Raw genomic sequence first — 14,906 nt, 5'->3', positions numbered from 1 at the left:
CATGTCGTTCAGTGATTGTGACGTGGCGGCGTCTTGGAAATCTGGCGGAAATTATCCGCCCCTTCCATGATCGCCCCGTCACTGAGCTGCGTCACCCTTTCGCGGTAGATCTGCTGCCATGGCGTCGCGTCGGCAGGGACAGGTGGGATGCCATCCTTCCTGCGTTCTGCCAATTCTGCATCGTCAACCAGTAGGTCGCATTCGCCCTTGTTGAAGTCGATGCGGATCACGTCGCCGTTCCTGATCCATGCCAGTCCACCGCCCGCGGCGCTTTCCGGCGAGGCGTGCAAGATTGACGGGCTGTCTGCAGTTCCGGACTGGCGACCGTCTCCAATCGTCGGCAGGCTCTGGATACCTTTTGCCAACAGCGCATCTGGTGGCTGCATGTTGACGACTTCGGCGCTTCCGGGCCAGCCTTTCGGGCCAGCGCCACGGATCACAAGGATGGTGTTTTCGTCGATGCCGAGCGATGGGTCGTTGATCTTTTCGTGGTATTCCTCCGACCCGTTAAAGACGACCGCCTTTCCCTCGTAGATACCTTCCTTACCTGGCACCTGAAGAAAACGTTTGCGGAAATCGTCAGAGATCACGCTCATCTTCATAATGGCAAAGTCGAACAGGTTGCCCTTGAGTACGAGAAATCCGGCTCGTTCGACCAGAGGATCGGCATAGGGTCGGATCACTTCGCGATCCTGGCTTTCGCGACCTTCGAGGTTTTCCGCCACGGTTTTGCCCGTCACGGTTGGGAGGGCACCGTCGATCTTACCCGCCTGCAACAGTTCCCACATGATCGCAGGTACGCCCCCTGCCCTGTGGAAGCGCTCGCCCAGCCAGCGTCCGGCGGGCTGTACATCCGCCAGTAGCGGGATGTCGAAACCGTGCTTTTCCCAATCGGTCGTGTTCAGCTCGACACCCGCATGTTTGGCCATGGCGTTGAGATGCGGCTGCGCATTGGTGGACCCACCAAGCGCAGTGTTGATGCGGATCGCGTTCAGGAACGCCTCGCGCGTCATGATCTGTGATGGCCGGATGTCTTCGTTGACGAGTTCCACGGCGCGAAGGCCGGTGCGATAGGCCATCTGCCCCCGTTCACGATACGGTGCCGGGATCGCGGCGCAGCCGGTCAATGACATCCCCAAGGCTTCGGCCATTGCATTCATCGTGCTGGCCGTGCCCATCGTGTTGCAATGACCGAGCGACGGCGCGGACCCCATGGCAGCGTCAAGGAACTGTTCTTCATTGATTTCGCCGGCGCCCAGCTTGCGGCGCGATTGCCAGATCACGGTGCCGGACCCGACCAGCTTGCCCTCATGCCAGCCATCGAGCATAGGCCCGCCCGACAATACGATCGCCGGGATATCGACGGTCGACGCAGCCATAAGCGCGCTCGGAGTGGTCTTGTCGCAGCCGGTGGTCAGCACGACTCCGTCGATCGGGTAGCCATACAGGATTTCGACCAGTCCCAGATAGGCGAGGTTGCGATCCAGCGCGGCGGTCGGGCGCTTGCAGTTCTCGAAAATCGGATGCGTGGGAAACTCGATGGGAATGCCGCCCGCATCGCGGATACCGTCTCGCACCCGTTTCACAAGGTCGACGTGAATCTTGTTGCACGGTGTCAGGTCGGAGCCGCTTTGTGCAATACCGATTACTGGTTTGCCGGAACGAAGCTCTTCGGGCGTAACCCCGTAGTTCATCCACCGTTCAAGGTAGATCGCGGTCATGTCGATATGGTCGGGATTGTCGAACCAGTTCTGCGAGCGCAGGCGGCGTTTTGGCTGAGTCATTGCAGGGCCTTTGACTTGGCGTTGATCTGTTCAAGGTAGACGAGAAGTGCGCTGTGATCCATTTCAGCACCGCCGCCTTCGACAAAAGCGTCAAATGCTGCACGCGCCGTATCCGCAAGCGGCAAGGTCAGTTCGTTTGCGTCTGCCACGTCACGCGCGGCGTTCAGGTCCTTGAGCTGCAAGCGCGACGGGCCGCCGGGTTCGAAATCGCGACGCACCATGCGCCCGCCGTGGAGTTCCAGAATGCGGCTCTCGCAAAAGCCCCCGCGGATCGCGTCGCGAAACGCGGCCGGGTCAGCCCCACCCGCACGGGCGAAAATCATCGCTTCGGCCACCGCGCCAATCGTCGTCGCGACAATCTGCTGGTTGGCCAGCTTGCAAATCTGACCTGCTCCGGACGGACCGACATAAGTCACCCGGCCCAAGGCAGCGAAAACATCGGATAAAGCCTTCACATCCGTCTCGTCGCCGCCAGCCATGATGGCCAGCGATCCTTCATTGGCTCCCACCACGCCGCCAGAGACGGGCGCATCAATGTGGCGGACACCAAGTTTTGCGAGACGTTTGGCGTGGTCACGTGCAATAGCCGGAGCAATGGAGCTGGTGTCGACGAAGATTGTCCCTTCAGCGAGCGATCCCGCCACTTTTTGCAAGAAAAGGACGTCTTCTACCGCCGGACCATCCGAAAGCATGGTGAACACGACATCCGCGTCTTCTACGGCGGTCGCCGGCGTTGCGGCGAGCGTCGCGCCATCCAACACAAGCGCCTCCGCTTTCGTCGGGTTTCTGTTCCAGACCGTGACCGCATAGCCGGCAGCCAACAGGCGGCGTGCCATCGGCGCCCCCATCAGCCCCGTGCCCAGAAAGGCAATGGATGGTTTAGACATCACAGGCTTCCTCCCAGTTCATCCTCGATATGTGCCTGAATGATCTCATCGAAGCTGGTTTCGGCGGAAAATCCAAGCTCTGTCGCGCGGTCGGCTTCGAACCCCGGTGCCCAACCGTCGACCATTGCGATGATCTTCTCGTCCGGCACATGCTTTATCAGGGCAACAGCCTTGTCACCAGCGACCCGGCGCAGGGCTTCGATCTGTTCGCCCACCGTAGCGCTTAGGCCCGGCATCGACAGGTTTCGGCGCGGGCCAACCTTTGCCAGATCAAGGGTCGCCCCGTGGAGCAGAAAACCCACTGCCGCGCGGGGCGACGCATGCCAGTGGCGAACGGATTCATCCACTGGCAATACAGCTTCCTGCCCGACCAGCGGCTCGCGCAGAATGGACGAGAAAAAGCCCGAAGCCGCCTTATTGGGTTTGCCCGGACGAATGCAGATCGTGGGCAACCGGATGCCGATACCGTCGAAGAACCCACGGCGGCTATAGTCAGACAACAAAAGTTCCCCGATTGCCTTCTGGGTGCCGTAGCTGGTTAGCGGGGTCGTGTGGAAGTCGTCCGGGATCGGGTAAGGCAGGGGCTTGCCAAACACGGCGATGGAGGATGTGAATACCACACGCGGCTGATAGCCGTCTTCCATATGCGCCACTCGGATTGCGTCGAACAGCGCTCGGGTGCCGTCCAGATTGATGCGGTAACCCTTATCGAAGTCGTCTTCCGCCTCCGCCGACACGATGGCGGCCAAATGGAAGATCGTATCCGGACGGGTTGCGACAAGTTTTTCCGCTTCGCCTGCGAGCGAAAAATCCGATGCGACTGATGTAACCTTACCCTCGAACCCTGTGGGCGCATCCGCTTTGATCACGTCGACCAGCGTCATCTCGGAAATAGCGGTTTCCCCCAGTGTGCCTTCTGCGGCCAGTCTTTGCGTGAGCTTCCGGCCGACCATACCCGCAGCCCCGATAATGGCGATATGCATGCTTCGTTCTTTCTGTCTATGAAGTTGCCTAGATGTAGGGTTGTCTGATAACCATGTGCAGACTTACCAGTTCAGGGCGCACTGTCCAACTGATTCAAAAAACCGCTTGGGGGGAATACATGACGAGGAGCGCCACATTGGTTCGCGAAGATATGCAGAAAATCCTGCGAGAACAGCTGGACGGAATGCCAATCTGGACCGATGCGAAGGATATGGAGCGCTATGTCAGTGACTGGCACAAAGACGTTGTCAGCGGGGCCGTCGCGGTGCTGCGTCCGGGTTCAACCGAAGAGGTCGCAGCAGCAGTCAAGCTGTGTCGGGACCTGGACCTCGATATCATCCCACAGGGTGGAAATACTGGCTTGGTGCTTGGTGCTGTGCCGGACGACCCCAAGCGTCAAGTCGTAATTTCACTGGAGCGGATGAACAAGATCCGCCACATAGACCCCGAAAACTTCTCCGCAATCGTTGATGCAGGCTGCGTCCTGAGTGAGATGAAGGACCAGTTGGCCGAGCGGGAGATGTTCTTTCCGCTGGCGCTTGGGGCGCAAGGCAGCTGCCAGATCGGCGGGAACGTATCCACCAATGCCGGTGGGGTGAATGTCCTGCGCTATGGGATGACGCGTGAATCCGTTCTGGGGCTGGAGGTTGTTCTGCCGGATGGGACCATCTGGAACGGGCTGAACTCACTAAGAAAGGACAATCGTGGGATTGACCTGAAGCAGATGTTCATTGGCGCAGAAGGCACATTGGGGATCGTCACAGGAGTCGCGTTGAAACTGTCGCCCCTACCGACTCAGGTGGAAACTGCCTTGGTGGCCCTTGGGTCGTTGAATGACGTCATCCAGCTTTATCGGCGTGCACGGGTGGATTGCTGCGACCTGATGTCAGCTTTCGAGTTGTTGCCGCCCTCTGCCTTCAGCCTCGCTCAAGCCGCGATTCCTGACCTCCCCATCCCTGTCTCTGACGAATTCCCCGCGTATGCGCTGATCGAGTTGTCGGGTAGCGGATTGGTGGATGTTGCTGATCTGCTGGCGCGTTTCCTGGAAAGAGCTATGGAAGACGAACTTGTGCTGGACGGTACCGTCGCCGCATCACGCGCGCAGGCGGCAAGCATATGGGCCATTCGTGAAGGCATGAACGAAGGGCAGGCCCTGCATGGGCCACATATGCGAACGGACTTCTCGGTGCCACTCGCTCAGATGGCGGCGTTCATCACAGAGGCAGAGGCCGCGATCACTTCCGCGCTGCCCGACTGTGTTTGTGTTTCATATGGGCACGTTGGCGACGGTAATGTCCATCTGAATGTGTTGCCCCCAAAAGGTCTGTCGCGCGACGAATGTGACATGCGGATCGATCAGTCGAAGAAGATCGCGAACGAGGTGCTGTACAACTTCAAAGGGTCGATCTCGGCAGAACATGGGATTGGGCGTTTGAAACAAGCGGATTTCGAGGCGCATCTTCCTGATGCCAATCTGGAGTTGATTTCACGCATCAAGCACGCGCTTGATCCTGAGTTGCGCATGAATCCCGGCTGCCAGCTTTCCCGACAGGCGACGCCATGAGCGGCCCGAACTTCTCCAGCCTAAGCCGCAAGAACCTATTGCCCGGGCGTGTTGCAGACGGGATTCGGGCCGAGATCGAGGCAGGCAATCTGCAACCTGGCGACAAACTGCCGACCGAACACAGCCTTGCCGATAGCTTCGCCGTCAGCCGTTCGGTCATTCGAGAGGCTATCGCTCATTTGCGCAACGAAGGGCTGGTCGAATCTCGCCAAGGCGTCGGGGCTTTCGTTACCCTGCCTGCAGAGCGCGAAACGCTTCGGATCGCGGCGGATGGGCTGACGGATATCGAACGCTTCCGCGACCTCTATCAACTGCGGTTGGTGTTGGAGATTTCTGCGGCGGGGTTGGCCGCGCGCAACCGGACAGACGCCCAGCTGGCAGCGCTCGACGACGCTCTGGCGATCATGTCGGGTGCAAAGAAGTGGGAAGAAGAAGGGATCGCCGCAGATCTGAAATTCCACGAGATACTGGCCAAAGCCACAGGCAATGAATACTTTCCGGCCGTTTTGGGCTTCATTGCGCAGCGCATCGGGCAGGCCATCGTGACCGCACGAGAACGTGAAGGCATGAAGGCGGTGGTCTCGGCAACGATCTCAGAGCACACCGCCATCCGCGATGCCATTGCCTCCGGCAACGCAGAAGAAGCGCGCAAGGTCATGAAAACGCACCTGGTTTCTGCCGCACAACGTGTCTCTCTGAAAATGGAATTCTTGGAGGACGGCCTGTAGCCCGGCACCTGATTGCTTCGATGCGCGAATTTTACTTGTTAGGTTGTCGGACATCTTTTACCTCTGCCCAACATGGTGGGATTCGGAACCGCCGGCAGAGAAACGGCCCTTCGGGGCAAACGGGGGGAGAAATGCAAAGAACAGTCGATCTGTTTTACCGTTTTCTCGAATTGTTGCTGGTATTGTTGCTCAGCGGCATGGTGGTCATGGTCTTTCTGAACGTTGTGCTTCGCTACGGGTTCAACTCTGGCGTCACCGTCTCCGAGGAATTGTCACGTTATTTCTTCGTGTGGCTCACCTTCATCGGAGCCGTCGTGACGTTCCGCGAAGGATCGCATCTGGGGATCGAAACGCTTGTTTCACGCCTGTCGCGAAAGGGGCGCATCACCTGCATGATCTTGGTCAACGTGCTGATCATGCTCGTCTCGGCAATTTTCTTTCTTGGCACATGGAAACAACTGCCAATCAACGCGACCATGCATGCGCCTGTATCCGGACTTCGTATGAGCTGGGTGTTCGGAGTAGGCATGTTCACCGGCGGAATGATGTTCTTGATAGCCGCAGAGCGCCTGTTCCGCATCGTGACAGGTCGTGTGACGGATGACGAAATTTCTGCCTTCGCCGGGGAACACACTATTGAACAGCTGATGGAGCGCGGAGAATGACTTTAGTCGTATTCGTCGGCACCCTTCTGGGGTCCATGGCCATTGGCCTGCCCGTGGCCTTCGCCCTGATGTTCTGCGGCGTGATCCTCATGAGCTACATGGGGATGTTCAACACGCAGATCGTCGCGCAGCAGATGATTTCCGGCGCTGATACTTTCACGCTACTCGCAATTCCGTTCTTCATTCTCGCGGGTGAGTTGATGAACTCCGGCGGCTTGTCCAAGCGGATCATCAACTTTGCCCTAACCTGCGTCGGCCACATTCGTGGCGGGCTGGGGATCGTCGCGATCATCTCTGCGATCATCATGGCGTCACTATCCGGGTCTGCCGCCGCCGATACCGCCGCGCTGGCATCCATCCTGATCCCGATGATGGCGCGTGCCGGCTACAACGTGCCGCGTTCCGCTGGTCTGATGGCTGCGGGTGGCATCATTGCGCCGGTCATCCCGCCGTCGCTGGCCTTCATCATCTTCGGTGTCGCGGCTAATGTCTCGATCACCAAGCTGTTCATGGGCGGGATCGTTCCCGGCCTGTTGATGGGGCTGGTGCTGGTTTTCACTTGGCTGCTGGTTGTCAAGAAGGACAACATTGAAACCCTGCCGCGTCAGCCGATGAAAGTGCGTCTTCGCGCCACTGCGGATGCAGCATGGGCGCTTGGCATGCCGGTTATCATCTTGGGCGGCATCCGTTTTGGGATCGTCACGCCAACCGAAGCTGCAGTGATTGCTGCCGTGTATGCGTTGCTGGTCGGGCTGTTCGTCTATCGGGAACTGAAATTCAGCGATCTTTACCGGGTCATTCTGCAGGCCGCCAAGACCACGTCAGTCGTGATGTTCCTCGTTGCCGCCGCGCTTGTGTCGGCTTGGCTAATCACCATGGCGAATATTCCTGCTGAACTCGGCAGTCTGATCGAGCCACTGATCGACCGTCCGAAGCTGCTTCTTCTGGTCATCATGGCGCTCGTCCTTGTGGTCGGCACGGCACTTGATCTGGCGCCGACCATCCTGATCCTGTCCCCTGTCCTGATGCCCATTATCAAGGAGGCGGGAATTGATCCGGTCTATTTCGGCGTATTGTTCATCATGAACACCTGCATCGGCCTGATCACGCCGCCGGTCGGTGTTGTGCTAAACGTGGTCAGCTCCGTGTCCAAGGTGCCTCTCGGGCAGGTCGTCTGGGGTGTGTTCCCCTTCCTGCTGGCGCAAATTCTGGTGCTGATCCTGTTGGTCCTGTTCCCCGGTATCGTTCTGGTGCCGCTGAACTGGCTGATCTGACGTCCAATCAATGTTTCGATGAGGAGGAAACCAATGAAACATCTGATGCTCGCGACTACCGCTGTGGCTCTGACGCTTTCGAGTGTCTTGCCCGCTGCTGCGGAATTCAACAACCGCAACATTCGCGTTTCCAACGGTATCAACGAAGATCATCCTGTTGGTGACGGCATCCGCGCGATGCAGGAATGCCTGGATGAGAAATCAGGCGGCAAGCTTGAACTGACCGCATTCTGGGGCGGTGCGCTTGGCGGCGACCTTCAGGCGACGCAAGCGTTGCGATCCGGTGTGCAAGAGGCCGTCGTCACCTCGTCATCGCCACTGGTCGGCATGATCCCAGCACTTGGCGTGTTCGACCTGCCCTTCCTGTTCAAAGACGCAAGTGAAGCGGACGCCGTAATGGACGGTGAATTCGGCGACTTGATCAACGAGAAGCTGGAAGAAGCCGGCCTGATCAATCTCGCTTACTGGGAAAACGGCTTCCGGAACGTGTCGAACTCGGTACGCCCGATCACTAAATGGGAAGATCTGGACGGCATCAAGATGCGTGTCATGCAGAACAACATCTTCCTCGACACCTTCAAGAACCTCGGCGCGAACGCAACACCAATGTCGTTCGGCGAAGTTTTCTCAGCGCTGGAAACCCACACCATCGACGCACAGGAAAACCCTTACGTGACGATCGATACCTCGAAGTTCTACGAAGTGCAGGATTACGTATCAGAAACCAACCACGCCTACACGCCGTTCCTGTTCCTGTTCTCCAAGCCTATCTGGGACACCTATACCGAAGACGAACAGGCGGCGCTGCGTGAATGCGCAGTTGTCGGTCGTGACGTGGAACGTTCCGTCATCCGCGAGGCCAACCAGGAATCGCTTGCCAAAATTCAGGAAGAGGGCATCGAGTACAACACGCTCTCTGACGACGAATACGCACGGATGCTGGAAAAGTCGCAAATCATCTATGACAAGTACCGCGAACAAATCGGTGGCGATATCGTTGACGCGGTACAGGAACAACTGACGGAAATTCGCGGCTAAGTTTTTTGGGCTCAGTTGTGCCCTCGAACACGAAAGCGCGCGCCAGGTTTCTGGCGCGCGCTTTTCTTCGATATGCAGGAGGTATCATGTCCACTCAACTATTCGATCTGACTGGAAAAACAGCACTTGTGACAGGCTCGTCCCGAGGTTTGGGCCGGGCGATTGCCGAAGGGCTCGGCAGGGCCGGCGCACGGATCATTTTGAATGGCGTTAACGCTGACCGGTTGGATCGAACCACCGACGAATTGCGCCGCGCCGGGTTGGACGCGATTGCTGCGCCCTTCGATGTGACGGATGAAGACGCCGTGCTTGCCGCGTTTGATCATTTCGACGCGGATAGCGTCGAGATCGACATCTTGGTCAACAACGCCGGAATTCAGATCCGCGGCCCGATCATCGACTATCCCACCAAGAATTGGCGCAAGGTGATCGACACCAATCTCACCTCCGCCTTCATCGTCGGGCGGGAAGCCGGGCGTCGGATGGTCGCGCGAGGCCAGGGCAAGGTGATCAACATCGGATCCCTGATGAGCGGGCTGGGCCGAGCCACGACAGCGCCTTATGCGGCGGCCAAGGGCGGGATCAAGCTGCTTACCCAGACCATGACCGCCGAATGGGCGCGCAGCGGTGTGCAGGTCAATGCGATTGGGCCGGGATACATGGTGACGGACTTGAACGAGGTGCTCACCTCGGACGAAAAATTTGACAGCTGGGTCAAGTCGCGCACACCAACGGGACGTTGGGGTCAACCGGAAGAGTTGGTTGGCACCGCTGTATTCCTCGCGTCAGACGCATCGAACTATGTCAGCGGCCAGATCATCTATGTCGATGGAGGCATGAGCGCAGTCATCTAGATCGCGTCATGCCTCGATCAGTACCGCGCGGAAGTCGTTCACGTTCGTATGAGTCGGGCCGGTTTCAACCAGCCCGTCAACTTTCGCGAAGTAGCTGTAAGCATCATGCGCCGTCAGAAATTCACGGGCTGTACGGCTGTCCAGTTCTTCTCTGAACTCCGGCAACCATATCGCGCCGGCATTGTCCTCTGAGCCGTCGCGCCCGTCTGTGTCGCAGAAAATAGCCGATATGTGCGGCTCATCCCAGCAAGTCAGAGCAAAGGATAGCAAGCCTTCGCTGTTCCGGCCGCCCTTGCCCGGAATACGATCTCCGACTGTAACGGTCGTTTCACCCCCGGAAATCAGGACGCATGGTGCAGATGCGGGTTGACCGTATTGCACAACTTGCTTGGCGATGCCCGCCATCACCTTGCCGACGACACGGGCTTCGCCTTCGATCGCGTCTCCAAGGATTAGCGGAGTTACTCCGGCGTCACGCGCCACCTGCGCTGCAGCTTCCAAAGATTTCTGCGGTGTGGCGATCATGTGCAGTTCCCCGGATACATCTGCGGGGACCTCGGAGCTTTCTATGACTGCACGAATGTTCGGGGCCAGATCGATGCCATAGCGGTCAATAATTTCCAGCGCTTCAGCGGCGGATCCCGCGCCGGAGGCCGTCGGTCCTGAGGCGATGTGCGCAGGGTTGTCCCCGGGCACATCGCTGATCATAAGGGTGATGCAACGCGCAGGTTGAGCCAACCTCGCGAGTTTACCACCCTTCACTTTTGACAGGTGCGCGCGAACGGTATTCATCTCGTCAATCGCGGCCCCGGAATGCAACAGAGCTTTTGTAACCTGCTGCTTCTCCTCAAGCGTCAGGCCGTCTGCGGGCAAGGGCATCAGGGATGACCCACCCCCGCTGATCAGAAACAGAACAGTATCCTTATCGGTCAACCCAGACACCATATCGCAGATACGGTGTGCGGCCGCGGTACCACGGGCATCGGGCACGGGATGCGACGCTTCGACCAGTTCGATCTGTTGCGTGGGCAGCTTGGCGCCGTCGTTGACGATCACCAGCCCCTCGCATGGTCCCCATGCTTTTTCGACCGCGACGGCCATGGCGGCCGAAGCCTTGCCACAGCCCACGACAATCACGCGACCGTCCGGGCGCGGCGGCAGCACGGCAGGCACGGCTATCGTCGGATCCGCCGCTTTGACGGCGGCATGGAACATTGCTTCCAGAAGCTTTCGTTTCTCCATGCGGCCCTCTGCTAGTGTAGCTTCGTTAACAGGGCATCGATGGACTGCTTGGCGTCCCCGTAGAACATCCGCGTGTTTTCTTTGAAGAACAGCGGGTTTTCGATGCCGGAGTAACCGGTTCCCTGCCCGCGCTTGGACACGAATACCTGCTTGGCTTTCCAGACCTCCAGAACCGGCATGCCGGCGATAGGGCTGTTCGGGTCGTCCTGCGCGGCCGGGTTCACGATGTCGTTTGAACCAATGACGATGGCAACGTCCGTTTGCGGGAAGTCGTCGTTGATCTCGTCCATCTCCATGACGATGTCATAGGGTACCTTCGCTTCGGCCAGCAGCACGTTCATGTGACCCGGCAGGCGGCCCGCGACCGGGTGGATTGCAAAGCGAACCTCCTTGCCCGCTGCGCGCAGCTTGCGAACCAGCTCGCTTACCGATTGCTGGGCCTGTGCCACTGCCATGCCGTAGCCCGGCACGATGATCACGCTGTCAGCATCGTCCAGAGCGGCCGCCACGCCATCGGCGTCGATGGCGATTTGCTCGCCCTCGATCTCCGCCGCGGGCCCCGTTGTTCCGCCAAAGCCGCCAAGGATCACGCTGACAAAGTTGCGGTTCATCGCCTTGCACATGATGTAGCTCAGGATCGCGCCCGAGGACCCCACCAGCGCGCCGGTGACGATCAGCAGGTCATTGCCCAGTGTGAAGCCGATAGCCGCTGCCGCCCAGCCGGAATAGCTGTTCAGCATCGAGACGACCACGGGCATGTCCGCACCACCAATACCCATGATCAAGTGCCAGCCGATGAAGAAGGCCAGCGCCGCCATGATCACCAGTGTCCAGATACCTGCGCCCGAGAAATACATGATCCCCAGCAATATGCTTAGCGCCAGCGCACCCGCATTCAGCATATGTCCGCCCGGAAGCTTCTTCGGTTTACCGTCGATCTTGCCCGCCAACTTGCCAAACGCCACGACGGAGCCCGTGAAGGTCACCGCGCCGATGAAGATGCCAAGGAACACCTCGATCTGCAGAAAGGTGATCTCGGCGGGTGTTTTTGTAGCGACCTTGGCTGCGAAACCTGAAAAGCCATCCATCGCCTCGCCCGCCGCTTGCGCGGCGGCAACGCGAATGCGTTCGATATCGGCGTTGAAACCGATGAAGACAGCCGCCAGACCGACAAAGCTGTGCAACGCTGCGACAAGTTGCGGCATCTCGGTCATCTCGACGCGCTTGGCGACAATTGCACCTGCGACAGCGCCGATTGCCATCATCGGGATCACAAGCCACAGCTTGCCGACGCCCGGGCCAAATACCGTGAACAGCACCGCGACACCCATACCGACGATGCCGTACCAGACCGCGCGTTTCGCACTTTCCTGCCCTGAAAGCCCCCCCAACGAGAGGATGAACAGAACACTCGCCGCGATGGATGCGGCGGATACCAATCCGTATGCCATTAATCTGCTCTCCTCAGGATTTCTGGAACATCGCCAACATGCGGCGCGTGACCATGAAGCCACCCACGACGTTAATCGTCGCGATCAGGATGGAAATGGAGGCTAGCAGAACAACCAGCCAGTTGCCCGACCCGACCTGTAGTAGCGCCCCCAGAATGACGATGCCGGAGATCGCGTTGGTCACCGCCATCAGCGGCGTGTGCAGGCTGTGCGACACATTCCAGATCACCTGGAAGCCCACGAAACACGCCAGCGCGAACACGATGAAATGCTGCATGAAGCTCGCTGGCGCCACCAGCCCCAGCAGGAACATCAGCGCACCACCCGCACCCAGCATGATAAGCTGACGCTTGGTGGCCTCTTTGAAGGCGGCGACCTCTTGCGCCTTCTTTTCCTCTGTCGTCAGTTCCTTGGGTTTTTCCTTCGGCTTTTGCGCGGCAATCGCGGCCACTTTGGGCGGCGGTGGCGGGAAGGTTATGTCACCCTCATGCGTCACCGTCGCGCCCCGGATGACGTCATCTTCCATGTTGACGTTAGGCTGACCGTCCTTTTCCGGCGTCAGATCGGTCATCATGTGACGGATGTTCGTCGCGTAGAGCGTCGACGACTGCGTGGCCATCCGGCTCGGGAAATCCGTGTAGCCCACGATAGTAACGTTGTTGGGCGTTACGATCTTTTCATCCGGCTCGGTCAATTCGCAGTTGCCACCGCGCTCAGCCGCCAGATCCACGATCACGGAGCCCGACTTCATTGCCTCGACCATATCCTTGGTCCACAGCACAGGCGCATCGCGATTCGGGATCAGCGCCGTGGTGATGACGATGTCCACCTCGGGCGCGAGCTCACGGAACTTCTCCAGCTGCTTTTCCCGGAACTCGGGGCTGGAGGGTGCCGCATAGCCGCCCGTTGCCGCGCCATCGGTCTGGGCCTCTTCGAAATCTAGATAGACGAATTCCGCGCCCATCGATTCGATCTGCTCGGCCACTTCCGGGCGGACGTCGAACGCATAGGTGATCGCACCAAGCGAGGTAGAGGTCCCGATCGCGGCCAGTCCGGCCACGCCCGCCCCCACGACCAGAACCTTCGCCGGTGGCACCTTGCCCGCCGCCGTAACCTGGCCAGTGAAGAAGCGTCCGAAATTGTTGCCCGCTTCGATCACCGCGCGGTAGCCCGCGATATTGGCCATTGACGAAAGCGCGTCCATTTTTTGCGCGCGCGAAATACGCGGGACCATGTCCATCGCGATGACGGTAGCGCCTTTTTCGCGCGCCAGTTCCATCAGCGCCTCATTGGCGGCCGGATAGAACATTGAAATCAGGATCTGACCCTTGCGCAGACGCTTGACTTCCGTTTCGGTCGGAGGTCGCACCTTTGCGACGATATCGACGGCCTTGTAGAGCTTGGCCGCGGTGTCGATCACCTCGACACCGGCCGCCTCATAAGCCTCGTCTTCAAACCCGGCAGCCTTCCCGGCGCCTTTTTCAACGGCTACGTCATAGCCGAGTTTCTGTAGTTGGCCCGCGCTGTCGGGGGTCAGCGCGACACGTTGCTCCCCCTCGTGGACCTCAGCAGGTACTCCGAATTTCACGTGCTCTTCCCTTTTAACTCCGCTCAGCAAACATCGCGTGCGCGTTCGATTATTGTTTGCATAACGTCATCCGCATCGCGTTTCCACCAGTTCAGGGCCGAGAAGATTTCCACTTCGTTCAATCCGCTGAATCCTTGAGCTTCCACATCCGAACGGATGCCTTTGAGGTCGATCACGCCATCACCCATCATTCCACGGTCCGTCAGCAAATCGCGCGTCGGCACCAACCAGTCACACAGGTGGAAAGCCATCAAACGATCCCGTCCGGCGCGAACAAGCTGGTCCTTCAGTTCCGGATCCCACCAGATGTGATACACGTCAGCCGCAACGCCAATCCCCGCACCAAGCTGATCACAGATATCGAGCGCATGGCGCAGCGTATTCACCACGGCACGGTCACCTGCATACATCGGATGAAGCGGCTCGATCGCGATCTTCATGTCGACGGTCCGGGCGTAGTCGAGTGTCTTCGCCAGCCCCTCGGTTACGATGCCACGCGCGCCTTGGATGTCTTTAGATCCCTCGGGCAACCCTCCAACGACCATGACCAGGCATTCAGCCCCGATGGTCACGGCTTCGTCGACCGCACGCTTGTTGTCGTCGATCACAGCGTCCGTCAAAGCGCCTTCGGCTGTATACCACCCACCGCGACACAAGCCGGAAACGCCCAGCCCGTTGTCCTTGATCGCGCGGGCCGCTTCTTCGACGCCCATCTCGTGCAGTTTGTCACGCCAGGGCGCAATGCCGCCGAAACCGTGGCGCGCGCATCCATCGATACATTCGCGCAGATTCCATTGTTCCTTGACTGTCGCCGTGTTCAGCGACAGTCGATCTGGGGTAATCACAT

At 59.0% G+C, this 14,906-nt stretch carries 13 protein-coding genes; 6 read left to right on the top strand and 7 right to left on the bottom strand.

What is annotated here, in order from left to right; genetic code table 11:
* Window positions 1-8: 8 nt before the first annotated feature.
* From FPZ52_RS18095 to denD, 3 genes are read right to left on the bottom strand one after another with little or no spacing between them, the layout of a single operon-like run.
* Complete coding sequence (locus FPZ52_RS18095) at window positions 9-1,784, bottom strand: IlvD/Edd family dehydratase (protein WP_146366999.1); 1,776 nt, start codon at window positions 1,782-1,784, stop codon at window positions 9-11.
* Window positions 1,781-2,671, bottom strand: coding sequence for an NAD(P)-dependent oxidoreductase (locus FPZ52_RS18090; RefSeq protein WP_146366998.1), 891 nt, complete (start codon window positions 2,669-2,671; stop codon window positions 1,781-1,783). The genes FPZ52_RS18095 and FPZ52_RS18090 overlap by 4 nt, the downstream gene beginning before the upstream one ends.
* Window positions 2,671-3,654: a D-erythronate dehydrogenase gene (gene denD, locus FPZ52_RS18085; protein WP_146366997.1), complete on the bottom strand. Its 984-nt coding sequence runs from the start codon at window positions 3,652-3,654 to the stop codon at window positions 2,671-2,673. The genes FPZ52_RS18090 and denD overlap by 1 nt, the downstream gene beginning before the upstream one ends.
* A gap of 119 nt (window positions 3,655-3,773) precedes the next feature.
* Between denD and FPZ52_RS18080 the strand changes: the two genes are divergently transcribed.
* From FPZ52_RS18080 to FPZ52_RS18055, 6 genes are all read left to right on the top strand, one after another.
* Window positions 3,774-5,219 (top strand): FAD-binding oxidoreductase, encoded by a 1,446-nt coding sequence (locus FPZ52_RS18080; protein WP_146366996.1) that lies wholly within the window; start codon window positions 3,774-3,776, stop codon window positions 5,217-5,219.
* Window positions 5,216-5,947 (top strand): FadR/GntR family transcriptional regulator, encoded by a 732-nt coding sequence (locus tag FPZ52_RS18075; RefSeq protein WP_146366995.1) that lies wholly within the window; start codon window positions 5,216-5,218, stop codon window positions 5,945-5,947. Before FPZ52_RS18080 ends, FPZ52_RS18075 begins: the two co-directional genes overlap by 4 nt.
* Window positions 5,948-6,078: 131 nt before the next feature.
* Window positions 6,079-6,612, top strand: coding sequence for a TRAP transporter small permease (locus tag FPZ52_RS18070; protein WP_146366994.1), 534 nt, complete (start codon window positions 6,079-6,081; stop codon window positions 6,610-6,612).
* Window positions 6,609-7,886 carry a TRAP transporter large permease gene (locus FPZ52_RS18065; RefSeq protein WP_146366993.1) on the top strand — a complete coding sequence of 426 codons (1,278 nt, stop codon included), beginning with the start codon at window positions 6,609-6,611 and terminating at the stop codon, window positions 7,884-7,886. Before FPZ52_RS18070 ends, FPZ52_RS18065 begins: the two co-directional genes overlap by 4 nt.
* Window positions 7,887-7,919: 33 nt before the next feature.
* A complete protein-coding gene (locus FPZ52_RS18060; protein WP_146366992.1) occupies window positions 7,920-8,924 on the top strand; it encodes a TRAP transporter substrate-binding protein in 1,005 nt (334 codons plus the stop codon).
* A gap of 86 nt (window positions 8,925-9,010) precedes the next feature.
* Window positions 9,011-9,778, top strand: a complete 768-nt coding sequence (locus FPZ52_RS18055) for an SDR family oxidoreductase (RefSeq protein WP_146366991.1) — start codon at window positions 9,011-9,013, stop codon at window positions 9,776-9,778.
* A 6-nt stretch (window positions 9,779-9,784) separates the two neighbouring features.
* Here the strand turns inward: FPZ52_RS18055 and FPZ52_RS18050 are convergent, their stop codons facing one another.
* From FPZ52_RS18050 to FPZ52_RS18035, 4 genes are read right to left on the bottom strand one after another with little or no spacing between them, the layout of a single operon-like run.
* A complete protein-coding gene (locus FPZ52_RS18050; protein ID WP_146366990.1) occupies window positions 9,785-11,020 on the bottom strand; it encodes a glycerate kinase type-2 family protein in 1,236 nt (411 codons plus the stop codon).
* A gap of 11 nt (window positions 11,021-11,031) precedes the next feature.
* Entirely contained in the window at window positions 11,032-12,471 is a 1,440-nt protein-coding gene (locus tag FPZ52_RS18045; protein WP_146366989.1) for an NAD(P)(+) transhydrogenase (Re/Si-specific) subunit beta, read from the bottom strand.
* A 13-nt stretch (window positions 12,472-12,484) separates the two neighbouring features.
* Window positions 12,485-14,059, bottom strand: a complete 1,575-nt coding sequence (locus FPZ52_RS18040; protein WP_146366988.1) for a Re/Si-specific NAD(P)(+) transhydrogenase subunit alpha — start codon at window positions 14,057-14,059, stop codon at window positions 12,485-12,487.
* 23 nt (window positions 14,060-14,082) lie between these two features.
* Window positions 14,083-14,901, bottom strand: coding sequence for a sugar phosphate isomerase/epimerase family protein (locus FPZ52_RS18035; protein WP_168201427.1), 819 nt, complete (start codon window positions 14,899-14,901; stop codon window positions 14,083-14,085).
* Window positions 14,902-14,906: the final 5 nt, after the last annotated feature.

It is taken from the genome of Qingshengfaniella alkalisoli (assembly GCF_007855645.1).
Taxonomy (GTDB): Bacteria; Pseudomonadota; Alphaproteobacteria; order Rhodobacterales; family Rhodobacteraceae; genus Qingshengfaniella; species Qingshengfaniella alkalisoli.
Note: the sequence above shows the minus strand (reverse complement) of the source record. Positions and strands in the feature narration are given on the sequence as shown.